Origin of the sequence: Thalassococcus sp. BH17M4-6 (assembly GCF_049323015.1) — a bacterium.
GTDB lineage: Bacteria > Pseudomonadota > Alphaproteobacteria > Rhodobacterales > Rhodobacteraceae > Puniceibacterium.
Map to the genome: position 1 here is coordinate 164557 of NZ_JBMPGU010000006.1, position 21379 is coordinate 185935.

A 21379-nucleotide genomic window follows, 5' to 3' on the forward strand; every position below is an offset into this window, starting at 1 on the left:
GCGCGGCTATTTCTCGGTAAACTTGAGCTCGATCCGCCGGTTCTGCGCCCGCGCCTCGGCTGTGTCGTCCGGGTTCACCGGCTGGTATTGACCAAAGCCGTTGGCAGCCAGCCGCCCAGGCGCGATCCCCAGCCCGTCGATCATGTATTTCACCACCGACAAGGCGCGCGCCTGGCTCAGTTCCCAGTTGTCGGCAAACTGCGCCCCCGGACGGATCGGAACGTCGTCCGTATGCCCGTCCACCCGGATCACCCAGTCGATCCCATCCGGGATGTCGTCCGCGACCCCTTGCAGGATATCGGCCACCTTGGCCACTTCGCGCCGCCCCAGCGCCGACAGCTCCGCCTCGCCCGGCGGGAACAGCACTTCGGAGGAAAAGACGAAACGGTCGCCTTCGATCCGCACACCCTCTTGCGTGCCCAGCACGTCGCGCAGCCGCCCGAAGAATTCCGACCGGTAGCGTTGCAGATCCTGGTTCTCCGCCTCGGCCTTGCGGCGCAGTTCCTCTTCCAGCAACCGCCGCTTGCGCTCTTCCGACGCGACCCGGGCAATCGCCGCATTCAGATCCGCGGTCAGAGTCTGCACCCGCACCTGCGCGCTGGCATCGTTCTGCCGGCTTTCGTCCAGCAGCCCCTGCAGCGCATCCAGCTGCCGACGCACCTGCGCCAGCTGCCGGGTCAGCGCCTCGGTCTGAAGGGTGGCGTCGCTGGCGCGGCTGCGCTGGGTCTCAAGCTCGGCGTGCGCCGTGGCCAGAAGGGCCGCGCGGGTTTCGGACTGGGTGAGCGCCTGATCGGCCCGCCGGTCCGCCGCGCGCTGCGCGGCCAGGGCGGCGGTCAGCTTTTCCCGCGTCTCCTCCGCGCTGGCCTCGACCTCCAGCTTGGCGGCCAGGGCGGCGGCGAGGCGTTCTTCGAGGGACCGATTGTCGCCGTCCTGCGCGCTCAGCTGCGCCTCTGCCTCGGCCAGTTGCGCGCGCAGATCCGCGATCCGCGCGGTCTGGTCCCCGGCATCCTCGGACAGGGCGGCGTTTTCCTCGCGCAGGGCCGCCACCCGGGTCTCCAGTGCCTGGGCCTCTTCGGCGCGCAGCAGCGCCTCCGCCAGCCGCGCCTGCAGGCTGGTCAGCTCGCTCGCCGCGCCTTCGGCCCGCGACAACCGCTCTGTGGCCTGCGCAAGCTCGGCCCGGACCGACGCCAGTTCGTCCTGCAACGCGCCTGTCTCTTTGTCGCGTGCAGCCTGCGCTTCGGCCAGCGCGGCATCCGCAGCATCCAGACGGGCGCGCAGGGCATCCGCCTCTTCCGCGCCGTCCAGCAGGGCCGCGGCCAATTGCGCGTTGAGATCATCCTCCGCCGCCCGGGCGGCGGCCAGAAGGGTCAGCGTTTCCTCCGCGCGGGCACGCTCCGCCTCGAGCGACAGGGTCATCGCCGTCAGTTCCGCATCGGCATTTTCCAGCCGCGCGCGCAGCGCCGCGGCGGCCTCGGCTTCGGCCAGCCGCTGCGCCTCTTCCTCGGACAGCGCCGCGGTCAGCTCGTCGACCTCGGCCGACAGCGCCGTCACCCGGTCGCTGGCGTCGGCATTCTGCGCCCGCAGGTCAGCGGTCAGCGCCTCGAGCGCTTCGCGACGAGCCGCGGCCAGACGCGCGGCCTCGGCCTGGGCGTCGACCTCGTCACGGGCACTCGCCAGTGCCAGGTTCAGCGCCTCGCGCTCGTCCAGCAGCTCCGCCTGCGCGGCCTCCAGATCGGACACCCGGGTGCGGGCATCGTCGCGTTCGGAAAGCAGCCCGGCCACCTGCTCTTCAAAAGATGCGATGCGACCCGCCGCCGCCTCTAGCTCGGCCGCCTGCCGATCGCGCGTGGCACTGAGTGCGGCGATGATATTGTCCTGTTCATCAAGCCTAGCGTTTCGGTCTTCGAGCGTCGCGCTGAGCGCGCCCAGTTCATTGCTGAGCGCGGTGTTGCGGCGCTGTTCCAGCCCCAGCGCCTGCGCCAGCGCCGCGATCTCGCCCGAGAGGTTGTTGAGCTGGTTTTCCTGACCGCTGATGGTTTCGCGCAGCACGAACTGCACCACCATGAAGATCGTCAGCACAAACATAAGCACCAGCAAAAGGCCGGTCATCGCATCGACAAAGCCGGGCCAGATCGAGGACTGGAACCGTTGCCCGGTGCGCCGCGACAAGGCCATGGGTTAGTCCTCCCTGTCCTGCGACATGGGTCCCAGCTGACCGCGCGGCGGGCGCAAGGGCTGCGATGCGGCGCGCTGCTTCTGTTCGGTCTGGCGCACGAACTGGCCCAGAACCCGGCTCAGCGCCGACAGATCGGTGCGCAACTCGGCCATGCTTTCCTGCCGCCCGGCGCTGATTTCTTCGAGGATGCGCAGCATCTGCACGTCGATCGACCGCAGGCGCATCCGGCTTTCCGCATCCATGCCGCCATCCCCGGACTCGCGGTTCTGCAGCACGTCGATCAACCGGTCCTGCCCGTCGGCGATGCGCGCCAGCGCGGTCGAACTGGGCGCCGTCGCCTCGAGCCGTTCGGTCATCCGCTCGACTGCGTCGGCCAACTGCCCCAACCGGTCGTCCACCTCGGCGCGGCTTTCCTCGGACCGGGCGAACATCGCCTGCAGGGCATCCATCTGATCGCCCATCTGATCCAGCGCCATGGCCGCGGCGGACGTGTCCGACCCGCCCTCGCCATCGCCACTGGAAAAGCCCAGCCGCGTGATCGAGCTCAGCCATTCCTCAAGCTCGCGGTAGAACCGGTTCTGGCCGTGCCCGGCGAACAGCTCCAGAAGCCCCACGATCAGCGATCCGGCAAGCCCCAGAAGCGAGGACGCAAAGGCCACGCCCATACCGCCCAGCTGGCTTTCCAGCCCGCCCATCAGCCTCGAAAAGAGGTCCGCGCCGCTCTCACCCTCTTGCGGGACCAGCGACCGGATGGTGTCGACCAGCGCGGGTACGGTGGTGGCAAGGCCATAAAAGGTCCCCAGAAGACCCAGGAAAATCAGCAGGCTGACAATGTAGCGGGTGATTTCGCGCGCCTCGTCGATGCGCTGCGCAACCGACTCCAGGATCGACCGGGTCGAGGTGGTGTTGATCTGCATCCGCTTGCCGCGCGTGCGCAGCAATGTCGCCAGGGGGGCCAAAAGCTGCGGCGCGCGGATCTGTTCCTCGCGCTCGCGTTCGGCGGTAAAGCCTTCGATCCAGCGCACCGCCTGCACCAGCTGCGCCACCTGCCAGAAGGTCGCCAGAACGCCGATGAAGAACACGAAAAGGATGAAACCGTTCAGATAGGGGTTGGCCTGGAACACCGGCAGAACCCGCGGCAGCGCCGTCATCACGCCGATGCCCGACAGCACCAGAACCGCCAGCATCAGCAGGATCTGGCGGATCGGTTGCGAAAAATACGGCTCGGCCTCGTGGTCCGGCTGATCCATGCGGACCGCTCCTGACGCGTTGTTGCTGGTCTGCTGCGAAACTCTAGGCGTTAACCCCTGTAAAGCCAAGCGGTTAAGGACTCAGCGCCCGCACGCGGTTCACCAGCCATTGCAGGTCTGCATCGGGAATGCCCAACTCGTCCAGATGTGCGGCAGTGTTGTAAAGGTATTCGGTGTTGGGGCCGCGCCCGCCAACGGCGCGCGCAATGATCTGCGCCTGATCCTCGAGCGACAGGCCGCGGCAGTACTGCACATGGTCGGCGTCGATCACGTAGGTCACCGCCTCGATCACCGTGCCGTCGGCCAGATGCACCGGCAGCACCTGTTCCAAATAGGCCGAGGAGATCAGTTCGCGTTCGCGCAGATATGCCAGCACCGCGTCCGCCTGGTCGTCGCGCGCCCTCAGCGCCACGCCGTCGCAGGCCGCGCCCTCTTGCGCATCGAGCGCCAGCACCAGCCCCGGCGCCTCTTCGGTGCCGCGATGGTGGATCGAGCGCATGCAAAAGCTGCGGGCATATCCCGGCAGCCGCCCATGCCGCTGTTCGACAACCTCGAAACCGGGGTTCCACAGCAGCGATCCATATCCGAACACCCAAAGGCTCATGTCACTGGTCCTTGTCTGACGGCGCCTGTAAACACCAATCAGAAGCCGGGTGAAAGGGCGGATGATGTTGAAGAAACTGTTGGTTGCGGTCGTGGTTGCGGGCCTGGGATGGAGCGCGTTCTGGTTCTGGCAGGCCAATGCGTTGCGCAGTGAAATTGCCGACCGCTTTGCCGAGGCCCGCGCCGACGGCTGGCAGGCGGATTATGACGATCTGTCGGTGGGCGGCTTTCCCAACCGGCTGGACACCACACTGACGGGGGTCGAGCTGCGCAGCCCCGATGGCAACACCGGCTGGTCCGCGCCGTTTTTCCAGGTCCTTCAGCTCAGCTACAAGCCGGGCCACCTGATCGCGGTCTGGCCCGACGATCACACCCTGATCCGCAACGGCCAGACCTACTATATCGCCGGTCAGAACCAGCGCGGGAGCCTGGTTTTCGATGCCGAGGACCGGGTGATCCGGGCCAATGCCGAAGCGTCGGTGCTGACCGTGACACCGGCCGAGGAACGGCCCATGGAAATCACCGGGCTGAACGCCGCCCTCGAACAGGTGCCAGCCGATCCGATGGCCTACCGCCTTGGAATCCAGGCCGGAACCCTGGGTGCGCCGGGCCAGGAGGCGCCCGCCCGGGACATGGAACTGGACCTGACCGCGCATCTGACCGGCCCGATCCTGACCCGCCCCGGCGATCCGCCGCAGCCCCGGCGGATCGAGCTCCGGACCCTGAAGCAGACCCTGCCGCCGATGACCCTGCGCATCGACGGCGACCTGGATGTCGACAAGGGCGGGCGGATGGACGGGGCGCTGCGCCTGCAGGCCAGCGACTGGCGCGCCTATCTTGACAAGACCGGCGCCGGGACCGGCCCTGCACAGGACCTCGTGCGCGGGGTGGTCGAGGTGGTCACGCTGATGTCGGGGGGCGACGAGCTGGACGTGACGCTGCGCCTCGATGACGGGCAGATGTCGGTGGGCCTGCTGCCGTTGGGCCCGGCCCCGCGCCTGCGCCTGCCATAGCCGGTTGTGTCCTGACGCGATCGCGCCGACACTGCCCGGGAAAGGAGCCGCCAGATGTCCGATCCGCTCAGCCACCGCATTCTTGACCGGCGCGACGACCTTATTGCGCTGACGCAGGCGCTGATCCGGATCCCGACGCTGAACCCGCCCGGCGCGCATTACGCGGCGATCTGCGATCTTCTGAAAGCGCGACTCAGCGCCAGCGGCTTTGCCTGCAGCCTGATCCGCGCCACCGGCACGCCGGGCGACAGCGACCGCCATCCGCGCTGGAACCTCATCGCGCGGCGCGACGGCACGCGGCCCGGGCCTTGCGTGCATTTCAACTCGCATACCGATGTGGTCGAAGTCGGCCAGGGCTGGACCCGCGATCCCTTTGCCGCAGCGCTCGAGGGCGACCGCATCTATGGTCGCGGGGCCTGCGACATGAAGGGCGGGCTGGCCGCGTCGATCATCGCCGCCGAGGCGTTTGTGGAAGAACACCCCGATTTCGCCGGCGCCATCGAAATCTCCGGCACCGCCGACGAGGAATCGGGCGGCTACGGCGGCGTGGCCTATCTGGCCGAACAGAGCTGGTTTTCCCCCGACCGGGTGCAGCACGTGATCATTCCCGAACCGCTCAACAAGGATCGCATCTGCCTGGGCCACCGCGGCGGCTGGTGGGCCGAGATCGAGACGAAGGGCGAGATCGCCCATGGCTCCATGCCGTTTCTGGGCGATTGCGCGGTGCGCCACATGGGCGCGGTCTTGCAGGCGTTCGAGGATCATCTGTTTCCCGCGATGGCGGCGCGGCGGACCGACATGCCCGTGGTGCCCGACGGCGCGCGGCAATCCACGATGAACATCAACGCCATCCATGGTGGCCAGCCGGAAAACCCGCCCGATTTCGACGGCCTGCCCGCCCATTGCGTGCCCGACAGCTGCCGCATCGTCATCGACCGACGTTTCCTGATCGAGGAAGGCATCGACGCGGTGTCATCCGAGGTCATCGCCTTGCTCGATGACCTCAAGGCGCGGCGGCCGAATTTCGATTACGAGATTCGCGAGCTGAACCGCGTCCTGCCGTCGATGACCGACCGCGACGCGCCGATCGTCACAACCGTGGCGCAGGCCATCCGCGATACATTGGGGCAGGACGCAACATATGTCGCCTCACCCGGCAGCTATGACCAGAAACACATCGACCGGATCGGCAAGCTGAAGAATTGCATCGCCTACGGGCCGGGCGTGCTGGAACTGGCGCACAAGCCGGACGAATGGGTGGGCGTGACGGACATGCTCGACAGTGCGCGGGTGATGGGCCGGACACTGGAATCGCTACTGCTGAACTGAAACGCCGACATGCCTGCGGCATACGAGAGGCTCTGCCTCTCGTGCTCTCCGAGGTATTTTCGAACCAGAGAAGGAGGCACCTCAGCCGACGGCGATATTGTCAATCAGGCGCACCCCGGCCAGCCAGGCGGCGGCCAGCAGCCGCGCGGGCACATCCGGTTTTTCCAGCAGCCGCAGGTCGTCGCAGGCCCGCAGGTCGAGGTATTCGACCTTGGTGAACCCGGCCCGTTCCAGCCGCGCGATGGCCGCAGCGCGCAGTTCGGCGATATCGCCGCCCGCCAGCAGGCCCGCCGCCATCTCCTCCATGGCGCGGTGCAGCTCGGGCGCCCAGACCCGGGCACGGTCCGACAACAGCAGGTTGCGCGACGACATCGCCAGCCCGTCCTCTTCGCGGATCGTCGGGCAGGGCACGATGGTGATCGGCAGATCGAGGTCGCGCGCCAGCCGCGTGACCACCTGCACCTGCTGGTAATCCTTTTCCCCGAAATAGGCGCGGTCGGCCTGGGTCTGGGTGAAGAGCTTGGTCACCACGGTCGACACCCCGTCGAAATGCCCCGGCCGTACCGCCCCGCAAAGCACATCCGTCAGCCCCGCCACCGACACGGTCGTGGCAAAGCCTTCGGGGTACATCTGCGCCCCGTCGGGCACATAGACGGCGTCGACCTCGAAGGGCGCCAGCTTGCGGGCATCCTCTTCCTCGGTGCGGGGATAGTTCTCGAGGTCCTCGGCCGAGTTGAACTGCTTGGGATTGACGAAGATCGTCACGATCACCCGGTCGCATTCGGCCTTGGCGGCGCGGACAAGGCTCAGATGCCCTTGGTGCAGCGCCCCCATCGTCGGCACGACGCCGACCACCTCGCCCGCCTTGTGCCAGGCGGCGACATCCTCGCGCAGCGCCGCGACCGTGCGGATGATCGGAACGCTCACTCCTTCTTCTCCGGCGCGGCCTCGCCGAAGACGTGCTCGGGCCCCGGAAATGCCCGGGCCTGCACCTCCTCTGCATAGGCGGCCACGGCGGCCTTGGCATCATCGCCCAGATGCGCATAGCGTTTCACGAATTTCGCCTTGAACGCGGTGAACAGCCCCAGCATGTCGTCGACGACGAGGATCTGCCCGTCGCAATTCGCGGACGCGCCGATGCCGATGGTAGGGATCGGCACCTCTTCGGTGATCCGGTCGGCCAGCGCCGCGGGCACCTTTTCCAGAACCACCGCAAAGGCACCGGCCTGGGCGACCGCATCCGCATCCGCCATGAGCGCATCGGCGGCATCGCCGCGGCCCTGCACCTTGTAACCGCCCAGCGTGTTGATCGACTGCGGCGTGAGGCCGATATGCGCCATCACCGGCACGCCGCGCTTGACCAGAAAGGCGATGGTTTCGGCCATCGCCACGCCGCCTTCAAGCTTGACCGCCCCCGCCCCGGTTTCGGACATGATCCGGGCGGCGTTGCGGAACGCCTGCTGCGGGCTTTCCTCGTAAGAGCCGAAGGGCATGTCCACGACCATCATCGAGGTTTTCAGCCCGCGCGCCACCGCGCGGCCGTGCATGATCATCATCTCCATCGTCACGCCAAGGGTCGACGGCAGGCCGTGCAGCACCATGCCCACCGAATCGCCCACCAGGACAAAGTCACAGACCCCGTCCATCAGCTGCGCCATCGGCGTGGTATAGGCGGTGAGCGAAACGATCGGGGCGCCCCCCTTGCGGGCGCGGATGTCGTCGGGCATCGGCGCGGTCTTGCGGGCGGTTGCGCTCATCTCGGGGCCTCCTTCGGCGGCAGCGGGTCTTGCGGGATGTAGCAAGCCAGGCCCGATCGTGCCAGCCCCACGTGCACAGGCCACGGGCTGCAATGTCTTTGACCTTGGGCCGCATCGCGGTAGAACCGGTGCATCCGTTGAAACCGCGCCGGGGGCCAGATGACCAAAGAACCTTTCCCTGATCGCGGCGCCGCGGCCCGCCACCGCCGGACCCGCCCGCATGGGTAAGGGCAGTTTCTTTGCGCTCCTTCTCGTCTCGGCGGCCGTGGCTGCGGGGCTTTTCGGGGCGCTGCATAACCAGCTGAGCTATTCGGTCGGCGCCAGCTATTTCCACGACTTCAAGTTCGCGCAGTTCGGCGTGCCCGGGGATCTGCACAACCGTTTGGGCGCGGCTCTGGTCGGCTGGCGCGCCAGCTGGTGGGTTGGGCTGCTGGTGGGCCTGCCCGCGTTTCTGCTGGGGCTTTTCCTGATGGCGCGTCCGCAGGCCTACCTGGCCGCCGGGCTGGGCGCGATCTTTGCCGTGGTGATGCTGACGCTGCTGGCATCGGGGACCGGGCTGTTCATCGGCATGACGCTTGCCGATGCCGCGATGCTGCAGGACATCCCGATCCCCGACGGCGTGACCGACCGCGCGGGCTTTGTTCGGGCAGGCCTCATGCACGACGCAAGCTATATCGGCGGGGCGCTGGGGCTGATCCTGGCGCTTGTCATCGTCTGGCGCGCCGCGCGAGCCGAACGCGCCCTACTCAACGCAAGGAAGACACCATGAGACTGCAGGACAAGACCGCCATCGTGACCGGTGCCGCCTCGGGCTTCGGCGCCGGGATCGCGCGGCGTTTCCTCGCCGAAGGGGCGCGGGTGATGCTGGCCGATATCAACGAACAGGCCGCGCTGGACGTGGCCGCAGAATATGGCGGGCTAGGCCAGCATGTGGACGTGGCCGATGGCGACAGCGTCGCGGCAATGATCGACCGCGCGACCGAGCTCATGGGCGGCGTCGACATCCTGGTCAACAACGCGGGTGTCACCCACCTGCCCGCTCCGATGGAGGAGGTGAGCGAGGCGGATTTCGACCGCGTTTTCGCGGTCAACTGCAAATCCGTCTACCTCGCCGCGCGCAGCTTGGTGCCGCAGTTCAAGGAACGCGGTAGCGGCACGATTCTCAACATCGCCTCCACCGCCGGGGTGTCGCCGCGCCCCAGGCTCAACTGGTACAACGCCTCCAAGGGCTGGATGAACACCGCGACCAAGGCAATGGCGGTCGAGCTTGCGCCCTTCGGCATCCGTGTGAACGCGCTCAACCCCGTGGCGGGTGAAACGCCCCTTCTGAAGAGTTTTCTGGGTGAGGACACGCCCGAGATGCGTGCCAAGTTCCTGTCGACCATCCCGCTGGGGCGTTTTTCCACGCCCGAGGATCTGGCCAATGCTGCGCTCTTTCTCTGCTCGGACGAGGCTGCGCTGATCACCGGGGTCTGCATGGAAGTGGACGGCGGGCGCTGTATCTGACCCCGCGCAGACGCCCGTCAGGGCGGATAAGCTCCAAAGGTGACCCATCATGATCCCCGGTCCTCGCAATCTCATCACCGATGTTCCCGGCCTGCGCGTCGGTCATGCGGAGGACGCAGCCCTCAAATCCGGCGCGACGGTGCTGACCGCCGATGCGCCGTTCCCCTGTTCCTACGCCGTGCAGGGCGGCGCGCCGGGCACCCGCGAAACCGATCTGCTGGAGCCTGACAAGACCGTGCCCGGCGTCGACGCGCTGGTGCTCTCGGGCGGCAGCGCTTTCGGGCTGGCCGCGGCACAAGGTGTGATGGATGCGCTGGCAGAGGTCGGGCGGGGCTTTGCCGTGGGGCCCGCGCGGGTGCCGCTCGTGCCTGCCGCCATCCTCTTCGATCTGCTCAACGGCGGCGACAAGGACTGGGCGCAAAATCCCTACCCCGCCCTGGGCCGCGCCGCCTTGCAGACAGCCAGCACCGATTTCGGCCTGGGTAGCGTCGGCGCGGGCACCGGCGCGCTGACGGCGATGCACAAGGGCGGGCTGGGCTCGGCATCCCTGCGGCTGGACGATGGCACGACGGTCGGCGCACTGGTGGCTGCCAACCCGCTGGGCAGCGTCACCACCCCGTCGGAGCGGCATTTCTGGGCCGCACCGTTCGAGGTCAACGCGGAATTCGGCGGTCTGGGCCCTGATCCCGCCCACGGGCTGCAACCTCTGCCGCAAAGCCGCAAGAGTGCGGCCATGAGCCAAGGCGGCAACACCACCATCGCCATCGTCGCCACCGATGCGCGGCTCGACAAGGCGGGCTGCAAGCGTATGGCCGTGGCCGCGCATGACGGAATCGCGCGGGCCATCTTGCCCGCCCATACGCCTTTCGACGGCGATCTGGTCTTTGCCCTCTCGACCGGGGCGCGCGATGCGACCGATCCCGGCCTTTTGGGGCACGCGGCGGCGGTCTGCCTTGCCCGCGCCATCGCACGCGCGGTGTGGGAGGCGACACCGGCGCCTGGCGATCTGCTGCCGACCCTGCGCACTGATCTGAAGGGATAAGGCCGACGCGTCAGCGCAGGATCGGCGGCTTGTCCGGGTCGCTCCCGGGGGCCTTCGGGCTTGTGGCGGTCGCTTTGGGCGGCTCCGGCAGGTCGAACCGCAGACCCACGCGCGCCAGCCGGGCGGTCATCGGATCACTGTCGGACAGGAACACCACGTCGAGCGATCCCGCCTCGATGCCGGAAAACACCAGCGCCTCGTTCACCGCGCGGGCCAGCGCACCTTCCGCGCCCGGGGCCGTGCCGGTCAGGCCCAGCAGGTGCCCGCGCGTTCCGTCGTCATAGACCACAGCGGCAAGATAGGCCTTGCGCGCCAGCCCCACCGCCAGCCCGAGCTTTGCATCCAGCGCAGTCAGCAACGCATCCGGCAGGCCCTTGGGCGCCAGCACCTCGGTCGGGCGCGCCTCTTCCTCGGCCGGGGCCTGGCCCAGCGTGTGGGCCAGCCAGTCCACGGCCCCCGGCGGGATCAGGATCGACGACGGCGCGACCTCTGGGTTGAAGGCCAGCCCGATCCCCTGCCCGGCCAGCATCGCCGCGATGGCGCGGCCCGACAGCGCCACATAAGGCGCGGCGCGCCCGGTAAAGCCGGTTAGCCGCTCCTCTCGGTCGAAGACCAGTACGAACCGGCTGTCCGAAGTTTCGAAAATATCGGGCGCGATGCGGTCGTCCGTCGCCTCCTTGCTTAAAAGCAGGAACAACTCCGCCTCGGCCAGACGTTCGTAAAAGCGCAGCCGCTGCGCGTCGTCTTCGGGCGCGGCTTCCATCGCCGCATGGGCTTTGTCCAGCGGGGTCGGGTCAGTCATTCAGCACCTCCTGCACCCGGGCACGCAAGACCGGCAAAAGCTCGGCCTCGAACCACGGGTGACGTTTCAGCCAACCGGTATTGCGCCAGGATGGGTGCGGCAAGGGGATCGTGCCGGGCAGATGGTCGCGCCAGCCCGCGACCGTGTCGGTGACCCCGCCGCGCGCGCCCAGATGGTATTTCTGCGCATAGCCTCCGATAATCAGCGACAGGCGAACGTCCGGCAGATTGTCCATCACCCGGTCATGCCAGGTCTGGCGGCAAATGGGCGGCGGCGGCAGGTCCGACCCTTTGGCGTCGTAGCCCGGAAAGCAAAAGGCCATGGGCACGATGGCCACGCGCGTCCGGTCATAGAAGACCTGAGACGAAATCCCCAACCAGTCGCGCAGTCGGTCGCCGGACGGATCGTCAAACGGCTTGCCGGATTGGTGCACCCGCATCCCCGGCGCCTGCCCTGCGATCAGCAGCCGTGCCCCCGGCCGGAACCACGCGACCGGGCGCGGCGCGTGCCCCGTCGCGGTGGCCGCGAACCGCACGGCACACAGGGTGCAGGCTTTGATCTCGTCCCTCAGGTCGGTCATGGCGGCAGACATAGCGCTGTCTCGCCGCCTGGGCAGGGCCGATCATTTCGAGGATCATCGAAATATCGCTTGCCACGCAGGATCATTTCGACAATGCTAGAAATATGAAACACGAATCCACCGATGATCTCGCCCTCGAAGTCGCCGCCTCGGCCTTTGCCGCGCTTGGGTCTGAACAGCGGCTTGGCGTTTTGCGGGTGCTGGTCCGGGCCGGGCCCGACGGGCTGAGCATCGGGATGCTGGGCGACCGCGCCGGTGTCACCGGATCGACCCTGACCCATCATCTGCGGATCCTGTCGCAAGCGGGCCTGGTCCGTCAGGCGCGGCAGGGGCGCAGCACGATCTGCGCCGCCGTCGCCTACGACGAGGTGCGGCAACTGTCGGAATTCCTGCTGAAACACTGCTGTTCGGACTGCGGTCCGCTGGCCCCGAAGGATCACCAACATGGCTGATGTCATCACACCGTCCCCGCGCCGCTGGCCGCGCATCGACAAGGCCTGGATCGCCACCGCCCTGATCCTGCTGGCCGTGGCGGTGCTGGACTGGCCGCAATTCCTGCCCACCGTCAGCTTTACCGCAGGCGCGCTGTGGCACACGGCGCCCTTCATCCTGTTTGCGGTCGTCGCCGTCGCCTACCTCAAGGCCAGCGGGGCCGAAACGCTTCTGGCCCGCGCCTTCGAGGGGCGCGAGACGCGGATGATCGTCTTTGCCGCGCTGCTGGGCGGGCTGTCGCCGTTCTGCTCGTGCGAGGTGATCCCGTTCATCGCGGCGCTTCTCGCCGTCGGCGCGCCGCTCAGCGCGGTCATGGCCTTCTGGCTGGCATCGCCGCTGATGGATCCGGCGATGTTCCTCATCACCTCGGGCACGCTGGGCTGGGATTTCGCCATGGCCAAGACCCTAGCCGCCGTCGGCATCGGTCTGGCCGGGGGCTTGGGCACGATGGTCTTTGCCAAAAGCCCGGTGTTCCGCGATCCGCTGCGCGAACGCCCGCAGGTGGGTGGCTGCTGCGGCGCGAAAAAGCCGTTCCAGGGCGCGCCGGTCTGGCGGTTCTGGCAGGAAAGCGACCGCCGCGCCACCTTCCGCGATACCGCGCTCGACAACGGGCTGTTCCTGCTGAAATGGCTTACGCTCGCCTACGTGATCGAGGCGTTGATGATACATTACGTCCCAGCCGAACTGATCGCCGGGGTGCTGGGCGGCGACGGGCTGTGGCCGATCCTCATGGGTGCCGTGGTCGGCGCGCCCGCCTACCTCAACGGCTATGCCGCGGTGCCGCTGGTCGACGCGCTGCTGGCGCAGGGCATGGCGCAGGGGGCCGCGATGAGCTTTGTCATTGCAGGCGGTGTGAGTTGTATTCCGGCGGCGATCGCGGTCTGGGCGCTGGTCAAACCGCGCGTCTTCGCGGCCTACCTGGGCTTTGCCGTCACCGGCGCGGTCATCGCCGGGCTGATCTGGGGCGCGGTGGCCTGAGGCTCACCTAGCCCGGTACGACAAGCCGCGTGGCGTATGTGATGCGCCGCGCGATCTGCAACAGGTGATCGGGGCGGAAGGCGACGCAGCCTTCGGTGGGATAGCCGGGCCGCCGCCAGCGATGAAGAAAGATGGCGGACCCCCGGCCCTTGACCGCCCGAGGCCAGTTCCAGTCGGTGAGGATCACCAGATCATAGAGCGGATCGGCCCGACGCAGCGCCTCGTGGCTGTGCGGATACGGCGCGCGGACCATGAGGTTGTAATCCTCGTGCCCGGGGTCGTCCGACCACAGATCGCCGGGGCGGATCGGCACGGCCCAGTCGGTGGGGCGGGCCATCCGGTCCGGTCGGTAGAGCATCCCGACGATGCGGTGCGTGCCCGCGGGCGTCGCGCCATCGCCTTCGCGCTTGCGGGCACTGACACCCCCGCGTCCGATGGTGCAGGGCCAGAGCCGCCCGTCAAAGCGCAGCCCAAGAGGGGTCAGCACCATGTCCGAAGGGGTCATGCCGCCAAGGACCGGCTGATGCGGGCCATCGCGTCGGCCGCGATCTCGACCGAGCGCAGGCGCGCGGCATGGTCGTGGATCTGCGCGGTCAGGATCACCTCGTCGGGGCGGTAGGTGTCGATCAGGTCGCGCAGTTGCGCCTCGACCTGCGCGGGGTCGCCCACGGCCGAGATCCGCAGCGCCTCGTCCAGCGCGGGAAAGGCGGCCTCGGGCACGACATCGCGCAGGTCGTCAACCGGCGCGGGCAGCTTACCCGGTGTGCCCCTGCGCAGCTTGTAAAAGGCCTGCTGCATGGAGGTGCGCAGGCGCTTCGCCTCAGCTTCGGTCGGGGCGGCGAAGACGTTGATCGCCATGACGGCGTAGGGCCGCGACAGGGCATCAGACGGCTGAAAACGGTCGCGGTAGATCGCCAGCGCCTGCCCCAGCGCCGCCGGGGCGAAATGCGAGGCGAAAGCATATGGCAGGCCCAGCATCGCCGCGACCTGCGCCCCGTGCAGCGATGAGCCCAGCACCCAAAGCGGCACCTGGGTGCCCTCGCCGGGATAGGCGCGCACCGCGCGCCGAACCTGCGGCGGGCCAAGCAGATCGCGCAGCTCGGCCACCTCTTCGTGAAAGCGCTCGGCGCGGGCCATCTGCACGCCCAACGCCTGCATCACCGCCTGGTCGCCGCCCGGCGCCCGGCCCAGGCCAAGGTCGATCCGGTCGGGATAAAGCGTCGCCAGCGTGCCAAAGGCTTCGGCCACTGCAAGGGGCGCGTGGTTGGGCAGCATGATCCCGCCCGCGCCAACGCGCATGCGTTTCGTCAGCCCCGCGACATGGCCGATCATCACGGCGGTCGCCGAGGACGCGATGCCCGCCATGTTGTGATGTTCCGCCAGCCAGTACCGGTGATAGCCCCACGCCTCGGCGTGCACGGCCAGATCGCCGGTATTGCGCAGCGCGTCGGCTGTGGTCAGCCCCTCGGGCACCGGGGCGAGGTCGAGCAGGGAATACCGCATGTCATGTCTCCTTAGACGGTAAACCTATGCAGCCCGCGCGCCGCCGCAAGACCCGGATCAGAGAAGGTGACCGGACTTCGCCGCCTTGGTGGCCAGATACGCCTCGTTCAGTGGATTTTGCCCGACCTTCAGCGGCACCCGGTCGGTCACCGCGACATCGCAGGCGCGCATCATGTCGATCTTGGCCGGGTTGTTGGTCAGCAGCCGCACCTGACCGAACCCCATGCCGCGCAGGATCTGCGCGCCCAGCCGGAAATCGCGCTCGTCATCCTCGAACCCCAGCCGGTGGTTCGCCTCGACCGTATCGAACCCCTGATCCTGCAACGCATAGGCGCGCATCTTGTTGGCCAGCCCGATGCCGCGCCCTTCCTGGTTGAGGTACAAGAGCACCCCGGCGCCCTCCTGCCCCATCTGGGCCAGCGCCGCGTTCAGTTGCGGGCCGCAGTCGCATTTGAGCGACCCCAGAAGATCGCCGGTGAAACAGGCCGAATGCAACCGCGCCAGAACCGGTGCGTCGCGATCCGGGCGGCCGATCTCGATGGCGTAGTGTTCGTCCGATCCGTCCGTGGGACGGAAGATGTGCAGCCGCGCCTGTTGAGCCGCGCGCAATGGCACCTTGGCGGCGATCACGTGCTCCAGCCCGGCCAGCGTCATCATGTGCGGCGCGGCGGCCAGCGCGTCGATCTGCGTCAGCCCGTGCTCTGCCGCGAACTTCGCACCGTCCTCCAGCGGCAACATCAGGGCGGCCGGCAACAGCCGCGCCGATTTCGCCAAATCCAGCGCCAGCCGGTGCAGCGTCGCGTCGCCGTCGCGCCGGGTCTGCAACGGGCCTTTCATCGGATGCGCCAGGTCGTCAGACGGATCGGCCAGCGACAGCAGCCACTTGAGTGTGGCATCCTTCGGCACCACCACCCGCGCCACGTCGCCGTCGTAGGCCCGCGCCTTGAGCGTTGCCGCCCGCCGTCCGGTCAGCGCCAGATCCGGCGTGCCGGCCGCCAGCACATCGGCCAGCCGCTCCGCCGACAGGGTTTCCACCGCCAGCATCAGTGCCGCACCCTGCCCCGACAGCACCACCGGCACGCCCATGCGCAGATCGGCGCGGGCGCGGGCCAGACGTTCGGACAGATCGGGGGCAAAGGACATGAGCGAGGATCCGGGGCGGCGGATTGCAACAAAACCGCCCGACGTTTGTAACATTTGCCCGCCTGAGACACGAGGGCGTGAGAGGATTGCAGCAATTCTTGCCGGATCGCCACGGTGCCTCCATCTGCCTTGAAACGCAAGGAGGACGCAAGATGGCGCAGCTCAAGAACATTCTGCTGGTCGATGATGATGACGACCTGCGCGAGGCGCTTGCCGAACAGCTGATCATGACCGAGGATTTCGAGGTTTTCGAAGCCGAGAACGGCACGGGCGCCATGGCCCGCGCCAAGGAACAAATCTATGATCTGGTCATCCTTGACGTTGGCCTGCCTGACACCGACGGGCGCGAACTTTGCCGCCTCATGCGCAAGCAGGGGGTCAAATCGCCGATCCTGATGCTGACCGGGCACGATTCCGATGCCGACACCATCCTGGGCCTTGATGCGGGTGCGAACGACTACGTCACGAAGCCGTTCAAGTTTCCCGTGCTTCTGGCCCGGATCCGTGCACAGCTGCGCCAGCACGAGCAGTCCGAAGACGCGGTCTTCAGCCTTGGGCCCTACACGTTCAAGCCGTCGATGAAGATGCTGATCACCGAAGACGATCGGAAGATTCGCCTGACCGAGAAAGAGACGAACATTCTCAAGTTCCTCTACCGGTCCGCAGACGGCGTGGTGGCCCGCGACGTGCTCCTGCACGAGGTCTGGGGCTACAACGCGGGCGTGACCACGCACACGCTGGAAACCCACATCTACCGCCTGCGTCAAAAGATCGAACCCGATCCGGCAAATGCCCGCCTTCTGGTCACCGAATCCGGCGGATACCGGCTTGTGTCCTAAGACACCCCTTTTTTCGGACCCGGTGGGAACCTAGATGCCCGTTACGGGTTTGATCCCGAACCCCGTTGCATGTGCGGGTCCCACACATGCACCTCCCTGTTGGACTGGCCCGGGCTTTGCCCGGGCCTTTTTTTGCGTGTCCTATGACAGCGCGTCCTGCGCGTTTCGCTGCATCCGCGATAACAGGTCAAAGGCCTGGGCGGCCTCTTCCTCGGTAAAGCCCTTGAGCATGATATCGTTGATCCGCTGGTAAAAATCCGCCAGGTGATCCAGTTCGCGCCCCTTGTCGGTCAGCGCCACCACCATGACGCGCCCGTCGGCCTGATGCCGCCTACGGCTGACCAGCCCGCTTTCGATCATCCGGTCGATGATGCGTGATGTGGCGGGCAGGCCGGAGCCCACAAGCTCTGACAGGGCCCCCACGCTCAGGTCGCCCTCGCGCCACAGGCAAGACAGGATCACCCATTGCGCCAGCGACAGCCCGTGCGGGTCGAGCAGTTTCTGGCAAAGCGCGTTCAGGCGCCCGGTGGCAAAGTTGAGGTTTCGGCCGATGGATCGGGGAAGGGTCACTTTTTAGTTGCCTTGTAAAGTAAAATTCGTTTTAGTTTACGTGTAAACCACTAACCCTCGTGGCGACGACAATCAACGCCGTCCGCGCGCAATTGGAAGGAGCATTTGCAGATGACGAAAAAGGTTCTCATGGTCGGCTGGCATCCCTCGGTCGTGGATTATTCCAAGTATCCGGGCCTGTCGGCGGAAAAGCTCGAGGCGATGCTGCGCGCCGACGAGGCGAAGCTGAACGACGCAGGATTCGATGCCGCCATCGGCTTTATCCTCAACGGTCACAGCGCGACGGATCAACTGGCCGCGCAATTGACGGAAACGCCCTATGACGTCGTTCTGATCGGCGCGGGCGTGCGCAAGGACGACGACCATTTCCTGACCTTCGAAACGCTGGTGAACGTCGTGCATGAACACGCCCCGCAGGCGCGCATCGCCTTCAACACCGGCCCCACGGATTCCGAGGCCGCAGTGCGCAGATGGGTCTGACCGATCCCACCAGCCCGTTCTAGACTTGCGTGACCTGAACCGTCTGGGTCAGCAGTTCCGCGGGCGACTGGGATTCCATGAAGGCGGTGTCATAGGCATCCCGCCCCACGGCGATGATCGCCATGTCGTCGGCGCTGGCCATGCCTGTCGCATCGACAAGGTGCCAGGCATCGTCAAGCCAGACCTCTGCGACCGCATGAAAATCCGGCGGGTCGATATGGGGGCTGTAGGCCGCCACGAATCGCGCGGGGATCTGCGCGGCGCGGACCAGCGTACACAGAAGATGCGCATAGTCCCGGCAGACGCCTTGCCGCCCGGCAAAGGTTTCCAGCACGTCGGTATCGACGCCGGAACTGCCCGAGACATAGCTGAGTTCGTCCGTGATCCAGTCGCGCATGGCGAGGACCTTCTGCCCACCGGAAAAGTCGCCGAAGCGTTTGTCCACGAACATCAGGAACTTGTCGGACTGGCAATAGCGCGAGGGCCGCAGATAAGGCGCGACGGCGCCCGGAATGGCATGCAGCGGCATGGCATTCAGGCTCTCCAGCGCCGGATCGGGCCGGGTGACATCCACCAGCGCGCGGTAGGTCAGATGCATCTCGGTGTCGGGCACCCGGGCCCAGATGCGTTCGCCCACTCCGGCATCCCCCGTGATCCGGGTCAGCTGCGCCGGTCCCAGGCTCAGCCGGTCCTCGAGCACCGTTTGCCCGTCGGTGTGCGCTGCCTCTAGCGCCAGGAACACCGTGTTGGGCTGTAGAAAACGGTAGTTCATGGTGACGTCGATCTGGATGCGCATCCGGTCGTCTCCTCTATCGGGGATCGTCCTCTTGAAACGGAAAGCCCCCGCACGGCGGCGGGGGCTTCGATGATTTTCGATCTTGGGCGAAAGATCAGCTGTCGGCCGCTTCTTTCTGCTGCTCGGCAGACATCTCTTCGCCGGTCTCCTGGTTCACGACCTTCATCGACAGGCGAACCTTGCCGCGATCGTCAAAACCCAGAAGCTTGACCTTCACGTCCTGACCTTCCTTGAGCACGTCGCTGGGATGGTTCAGGCGGCGGTTTTCGATCTGGCTGACGTGCACAAGGCCGTCACGCTTGCCGAAGAAGTTCACGAAGGCGCCGAAATCGACGATCTTCACGACCTTGCCGTCGTAGATCTTGCCCTCTTCGGGCTCGGCCACGATGGACCAGATCATGTCGTAGGCCTTCTTGATCGAATCGCCGTTGGGCGACGCGATCTTGATGATACCCTCGTCGTTGATGTCGACCTTGGCGCCCGACACTTCGACGATTTCGCGGATGACCTTGCCGCCCGATCCGATGACTTCACGGATCTTGTCGGTGGGTACCTGCATCGTCTCGATGCGCGGGGCGTGGACGCTGAATTCCTGCGCGCCGTCGATGGCCTTGTTCATCTCGCCCAGGATATGCATGCGACCGGCCTTGGCCTGCGCCAGCGCCTTTTCCATGATTTCCTGCGTGATGCCCGCGACCTTGATGTCCATCTGCAGCGAGGTGATGCCGTTGGCCGTACCCGCCACCTTGAAGTCCATGTCGCCCAGGTGATCCTCATCACCCAGGATGTCGGTGAGGATCGCGTAGGATCCGTCGTCTTCGAGGATCAGACCCATGGCCACACCGGCCACGGCGGATTTCAGCGGTACGCCCGCATCCATCATCGACAGCGACCCGCCGCAGACCGATGCCATCGAGGACGAGCCGTTCGACTCGGTGATCTCGGACACGACGCGGATGGTGTAGGGGAAATCGGTGGCCGCCGGCAGAACCGCCTGAAGCGCACGCCACGCCAGCTTGCCGTGGCCGATTTCACGCCGTCCCGGAGGGCCGACGCGCCCGGCTTCGCCCACCGAATACGGGGGGAAGTTGTAGTGCAGCAGGAAGTTCGACTTGTAGGTGCCCTGAAGCGCGTCGATCATCTGTTCGTCATCGCCGGTGCCCAGCGTGGTGACGACAAGACCCTGGGTTTCCCCGCGGGTGAAGAGCGCCGAACCGTGGGTGCGCGGCAGGATGCCGGTTTCGCAGACGATGTCACGGACCTCGTCCAGCGCGCGGCCGTCGATGCGCTTGCCGGTTTTCACGACGTCGCCGCGCAGCACGGACGCTTCGAGCTTTTTCAGCGCAGAGCCCAGGTTTTCATCGGCAAGCTGGTCTTCCGACAGGCTGTCCTTGATCGCCTGCTTGGCCTCGGCCACGGCGGTCGTACGCTCCTGCTTGTCGGTGATGGCGTAGGCGGCGCGGATCTTGTCCTCGCCCGCGGCCTTCACAGCGTCGTAAAGCGCCGAATAATCGGCGGGCTGGAAGTCGAACGGCTCTTTCGCGGCTTCCTCGGCCAGCGACACGATCAGGTCGACGACCGGCTGGATCTGCTCGTGCGCGAACTTCACCGCACCCAGCATTTCCTCTTCGGTCAGCTCATAGGCTTCGGACTCCACCATCATGACGGCGTCCTTGGTGCCCGCGACCACCAGATCAAGACGCTGATCGGGGTTTTCCTTGAGCTTGTGCATGTCGTCGATTTCGGGGTTCAGGATGTATTCGCCATCCTCGAACCCGACGCGGCAGCCCGCGATCGGCCCCATGAAGGGCGCGCCCGAGATGGTCAGCGCGGCAGAGGCTGCGATCATCGCCACCATGTCGGGGTCGTTGACAAGGTCATGCGAAAGCACGGTGCACATCACCAGAACTTCGTTCTTGAAGCCGGGCACGAACAGCGGGCGGATGGGACGGTCGATCAGACGCGCGGTCAGCGTCTCTTTTTCCGTCGGGCGCGCCTCGCGCTTGAAGAAACCGCCCGGCACCTTGCCGGCCGCATAGTATTTTTCCTGGTAGTGGACGGTCAGCGGGAAAAAGTCCTGACCTTCCTTCGCCTTCTTGGCAAAGGTCACGTTGGCCATCACGGAGGTTTCGCCCAAAGTGGCGATGACCGATCCGTCGGCCTGGCGGGCAACCTTGCCCGTTTCCAGTGTGAGCGTTTCCTCGCCCCACTGCATCGATTTCGTCGTTACGTTGAACATCTAGCGTATCCTGTAAGGGAGCACTCCCGGCCCTCCGGGTCTCCCGTTCCAATGGCGGCCCCATTGCCGCCGACCCCTTCATCCTGTCATGCGCCGGGGTCGAAGCGTCACGTCTCAGATGGGCGGGCATTACATGAAAGACGCGCGGTTGGGAAGGGCCGATACGGGACCGTGATCGGCGCGATTCGTCGAGGCCCTGACGGCCCGCGCCGGAGGGCCCGAAAAACGCCGTTCTGCCTGCCCCCTTGCAACCACAGGGGGGTTGCGCCATCTAAACGCCA

The 21379-nt window shown here is 66.6% G+C and carries 22 protein-coding genes; 9 read left to right on the plus strand and 13 right to left on the minus strand.

Going from position 1 to position 21379, the window contains the following annotated elements; all coding sequences use genetic code 11:
• Positions 1–6: 6 nt before the first annotated feature.
• The 3 genes from ACOXXX_RS10875 to ACOXXX_RS10885 form a co-directional block, all read right to left on the minus strand.
• Positions 7–2175, minus strand: coding sequence for a peptidoglycan -binding protein (locus ACOXXX_RS10875; RefSeq protein ID WP_422826599.1), 2169 nt, complete (start codon positions 2173–2175; stop codon positions 7–9).
• A gap of 3 nt (positions 2176–2178) precedes the next feature.
• Positions 2179–3426, minus strand: a complete 1248-nt coding sequence (locus ACOXXX_RS10880; RefSeq protein ID WP_422826600.1) for a biopolymer transporter ExbB — start codon at positions 3424–3426, stop codon at positions 2179–2181.
• Between the two features lie 73 nt (positions 3427–3499).
• A complete protein-coding gene (locus ACOXXX_RS10885) occupies positions 3500–4030 on the minus strand; it encodes a gamma-glutamylcyclotransferase (protein WP_422826601.1) in 531 nt (176 codons plus the stop codon).
• Between the two features lie 61 nt (positions 4031–4091).
• Here ACOXXX_RS10885 and ACOXXX_RS10890 point away from each other — a divergent pair, with 61 nt between their 5' ends.
• Both ACOXXX_RS10890 and ACOXXX_RS10895 read left to right on the plus strand, forming a co-directional pair.
• The gene (locus tag ACOXXX_RS10890) at positions 4092–5042 is read left to right on the plus strand and encodes a DUF2125 domain-containing protein (RefSeq protein ID WP_422826602.1); all 951 of its coding nucleotides are present in this window, start codon (positions 4092–4094) and stop codon (positions 5040–5042) included.
• A 54-nt stretch (positions 5043–5096) separates the two neighbouring features.
• The gene (locus ACOXXX_RS10895; protein ID WP_422826603.1) at positions 5097–6371 is read left to right on the plus strand and encodes an acetylornithine deacetylase/succinyl-diaminopimelate desuccinylase family protein; all 1275 of its coding nucleotides are present in this window, start codon (positions 5097–5099) and stop codon (positions 6369–6371) included.
• An 81-nt stretch (positions 6372–6452) separates the two neighbouring features.
• Here the strand turns inward: ACOXXX_RS10895 and panC are convergent, their stop codons facing one another.
• Both panC and panB read right to left on the minus strand, forming a co-directional pair.
• Positions 6453–7298 carry a pantoate--beta-alanine ligase gene (gene panC / locus ACOXXX_RS10900; RefSeq protein ID WP_422826604.1) on the minus strand — a complete coding sequence of 282 codons (846 nt, stop codon included), beginning with the start codon at positions 7296–7298 and terminating at the stop codon, positions 6453–6455.
• Positions 7295–8128 carry a 3-methyl-2-oxobutanoate hydroxymethyltransferase gene (gene panB / locus ACOXXX_RS10905; RefSeq protein ID WP_422826605.1) on the minus strand — a complete coding sequence of 278 codons (834 nt, stop codon included), beginning with the start codon at positions 8126–8128 and terminating at the stop codon, positions 7295–7297. The genes panC and panB overlap by 4 nt, the downstream gene beginning before the upstream one ends.
• Positions 8129–8348: 220 nt before the next feature.
• Between panB and ACOXXX_RS10910 the strand changes: the two genes are divergently transcribed.
• Genes ACOXXX_RS10910 through ACOXXX_RS10920 form a run of 3 tightly spaced genes read left to right on the plus strand, consistent with a single transcriptional unit; the run spans position 8349 to position 10676 of the window.
• A complete protein-coding gene (locus tag ACOXXX_RS10910) occupies positions 8349–8897 on the plus strand; it encodes a hypothetical protein (RefSeq protein ID WP_422826606.1) in 549 nt (182 codons plus the stop codon).
• Complete coding sequence (locus ACOXXX_RS10915; protein WP_422826607.1) at positions 8894–9634, plus strand: SDR family oxidoreductase; 741 nt, start codon at positions 8894–8896, stop codon at positions 9632–9634. The genes ACOXXX_RS10910 and ACOXXX_RS10915 overlap by 4 nt, the downstream gene beginning before the upstream one ends.
• Positions 9635–9683: 49 nt before the next feature.
• A complete protein-coding gene (locus ACOXXX_RS10920) occupies positions 9684–10676 on the plus strand; it encodes a P1 family peptidase (RefSeq protein ID WP_422826608.1) in 993 nt (330 codons plus the stop codon).
• 10 nt (positions 10677–10686) lie between these two features.
• On the opposite strand, the gene ACOXXX_RS10925 is transcribed toward ACOXXX_RS10920, so the two are convergent.
• Together ACOXXX_RS10925 and ACOXXX_RS10930 are read right to left on the minus strand one after the other, a co-directional pair.
• Complete coding sequence (locus ACOXXX_RS10925; RefSeq protein ID WP_422826609.1) at positions 10687–11478, minus strand: SseB family protein; 792 nt, start codon at positions 11476–11478, stop codon at positions 10687–10689.
• On the minus strand, positions 11471–12058 hold the full coding sequence (locus tag ACOXXX_RS10930; RefSeq protein ID WP_422826610.1) for a uracil-DNA glycosylase family protein: 588 nt from the start codon (positions 12056–12058) through the stop codon (positions 11471–11473). Before ACOXXX_RS10930 ends, ACOXXX_RS10925 begins: the two co-directional genes overlap by 8 nt.
• 104 nt (positions 12059–12162) lie before the next feature.
• On the opposite strand from ACOXXX_RS10930, the gene ACOXXX_RS10935 reads away from it, so the two are divergent.
• Positions 12163–12510, plus strand: coding sequence for an ArsR/SmtB family transcription factor (locus tag ACOXXX_RS10935; RefSeq protein ID WP_422826611.1), 348 nt, complete (start codon positions 12163–12165; stop codon positions 12508–12510).
• The gene (locus ACOXXX_RS10940) at positions 12503–13528 is read left to right on the plus strand and encodes a permease (RefSeq protein ID WP_422826612.1); all 1026 of its coding nucleotides are present in this window, start codon (positions 12503–12505) and stop codon (positions 13526–13528) included. Before ACOXXX_RS10935 ends, ACOXXX_RS10940 begins: the two co-directional genes overlap by 8 nt.
• A gap of 7 nt (positions 13529–13535) precedes the next feature.
• On the opposite strand, the gene ACOXXX_RS10945 is transcribed toward ACOXXX_RS10940, so the two are convergent.
• From ACOXXX_RS10945 to ribA, 3 genes are read right to left on the minus strand one after another with little or no spacing between them, the layout of a single operon-like run.
• Entirely contained in the window at positions 13536–14033 is a 498-nt protein-coding gene (locus ACOXXX_RS10945) for a L,D-transpeptidase family protein (RefSeq protein ID WP_422826613.1), read from the minus strand.
• Complete coding sequence (locus ACOXXX_RS10950; RefSeq protein WP_422826614.1) at positions 14030–15031, minus strand: LLM class flavin-dependent oxidoreductase; 1002 nt, start codon at positions 15029–15031, stop codon at positions 14030–14032. The genes ACOXXX_RS10945 and ACOXXX_RS10950 overlap by 4 nt, the downstream gene beginning before the upstream one ends.
• A gap of 57 nt (positions 15032–15088) precedes the next feature.
• Positions 15089–16174, minus strand: coding sequence for a GTP cyclohydrolase II (gene ribA / locus ACOXXX_RS10955; RefSeq protein WP_422826615.1), 1086 nt, complete (start codon positions 16172–16174; stop codon positions 15089–15091).
• A gap of 152 nt (positions 16175–16326) precedes the next feature.
• Between ribA and ACOXXX_RS10960 the strand changes: the two genes are divergently transcribed.
• Complete coding sequence (locus ACOXXX_RS10960) at positions 16327–17013, plus strand: response regulator transcription factor (protein ID WP_422826616.1); 687 nt, start codon at positions 16327–16329, stop codon at positions 17011–17013.
• 141 nt (positions 17014–17154) lie between these two features.
• Here ACOXXX_RS10960 and ACOXXX_RS10965 read toward each other — a convergent pair whose 3' ends face one another.
• Positions 17155–17583: a MarR family winged helix-turn-helix transcriptional regulator gene (locus ACOXXX_RS10965; protein WP_422826617.1), complete on the minus strand. Its 429-nt coding sequence runs from the start codon at positions 17581–17583 to the stop codon at positions 17155–17157.
• A 111-nt stretch (positions 17584–17694) separates the two neighbouring features.
• Here ACOXXX_RS10965 and ACOXXX_RS10970 point away from each other — a divergent pair, with 111 nt between their 5' ends.
• Positions 17695–18063, plus strand: coding sequence for a hypothetical protein (locus tag ACOXXX_RS10970; protein ID WP_422826618.1), 369 nt, complete (start codon positions 17695–17697; stop codon positions 18061–18063).
• Positions 18064–18082: 19 nt separating this feature from the next.
• Here ACOXXX_RS10970 and ACOXXX_RS10975 read toward each other — a convergent pair whose 3' ends face one another.
• Together ACOXXX_RS10975 and pnp are read right to left on the minus strand one after the other, a co-directional pair.
• Positions 18083–18859: a transglutaminase-like domain-containing protein gene (locus ACOXXX_RS10975; RefSeq protein ID WP_422826619.1), complete on the minus strand. Its 777-nt coding sequence runs from the start codon at positions 18857–18859 to the stop codon at positions 18083–18085.
• Between the two features lie 94 nt (positions 18860–18953).
• A complete protein-coding gene (gene pnp / locus ACOXXX_RS10980) occupies positions 18954–21098 on the minus strand; it encodes a polyribonucleotide nucleotidyltransferase (protein ID WP_422826620.1) in 2145 nt (714 codons plus the stop codon).
• Positions 21099–21379: the final 281 nt, after the last annotated feature.

Coding starts and splice junctions, on each gene's coding strand:
- ACOXXX_RS10875 (WP_422826599.1), bottom strand. CDS start 2,175: ATGGCCTTGTCGCGGCGCACCGGGCAACGGTTCCAGTCCTCGATCTGG.
- ACOXXX_RS10880 (WP_422826600.1), bottom strand. CDS start 3,426: ATGGATCAGCCGGACCACGAGGCCGAGCCGTATTTTTCGCAACCGATC.
- ACOXXX_RS10885 (WP_422826601.1), bottom strand. CDS start 4,030: ATGAGCCTTTGGGTGTTCGGATATGGATCGCTGCTGTGGAACCCCGGT.
- ACOXXX_RS10890 (WP_422826602.1), top strand. CDS start 4,092: ATGATGTTGAAGAAACTGTTGGTTGCGGTCGTGGTTGCGGGCCTGGGA.
- ACOXXX_RS10895 (WP_422826603.1), top strand. CDS start 5,097: ATGTCCGATCCGCTCAGCCACCGCATTCTTGACCGGCGCGACGACCTT.
- panB (WP_422826605.1), bottom strand. CDS start 8,128: ATGAGCGCAACCGCCCGCAAGACCGCGCCGATGCCCGACGACATCCGC.
- ACOXXX_RS10910 (WP_422826606.1), top strand. CDS start 8,349: ATGGGTAAGGGCAGTTTCTTTGCGCTCCTTCTCGTCTCGGCGGCCGTG.
- ACOXXX_RS10915 (WP_422826607.1), top strand. CDS start 8,894: ATGAGACTGCAGGACAAGACCGCCATCGTGACCGGTGCCGCCTCGGGC.
- ACOXXX_RS10920 (WP_422826608.1), top strand. CDS start 9,684: ATGATCCCCGGTCCTCGCAATCTCATCACCGATGTTCCCGGCCTGCGC.
- ACOXXX_RS10925 (WP_422826609.1), bottom strand. CDS start 11,478: ATGACTGACCCGACCCCGCTGGACAAAGCCCATGCGGCGATGGAAGCC.
- ACOXXX_RS10930 (WP_422826610.1), bottom strand. CDS start 12,058: ATGACCGACCTGAGGGACGAGATCAAAGCCTGCACCCTGTGTGCCGTG.
- ACOXXX_RS10935 (WP_422826611.1), top strand. CDS start 12,163: ATGAAACACGAATCCACCGATGATCTCGCCCTCGAAGTCGCCGCCTCG.
- ACOXXX_RS10940 (WP_422826612.1), top strand. CDS start 12,503: ATGGCTGATGTCATCACACCGTCCCCGCGCCGCTGGCCGCGCATCGAC.
- ACOXXX_RS10945 (WP_422826613.1), bottom strand. CDS start 14,033: ATGACCCCTTCGGACATGGTGCTGACCCCTCTTGGGCTGCGCTTTGAC.
- ACOXXX_RS10950 (WP_422826614.1), bottom strand. CDS start 15,031: ATGCGGTATTCCCTGCTCGACCTCGCCCCGGTGCCCGAGGGGCTGACC.
- ribA (WP_422826615.1), bottom strand. CDS start 16,174: ATGTCCTTTGCCCCCGATCTGTCCGAACGTCTGGCCCGCGCCCGCGCC.
- ACOXXX_RS10960 (WP_422826616.1), top strand. CDS start 16,327: ATGGCGCAGCTCAAGAACATTCTGCTGGTCGATGATGATGACGACCTG.
- ACOXXX_RS10970 (WP_422826618.1), top strand. CDS start 17,695: ATGACGAAAAAGGTTCTCATGGTCGGCTGGCATCCCTCGGTCGTGGAT.
- ACOXXX_RS10975 (WP_422826619.1), bottom strand. CDS start 18,859: ATGCGCATCCAGATCGACGTCACCATGAACTACCGTTTTCTACAGCCC.
- pnp (WP_422826620.1), bottom strand. CDS start 21,098: ATGTTCAACGTAACGACGAAATCGATGCAGTGGGGCGAGGAAACGCTC.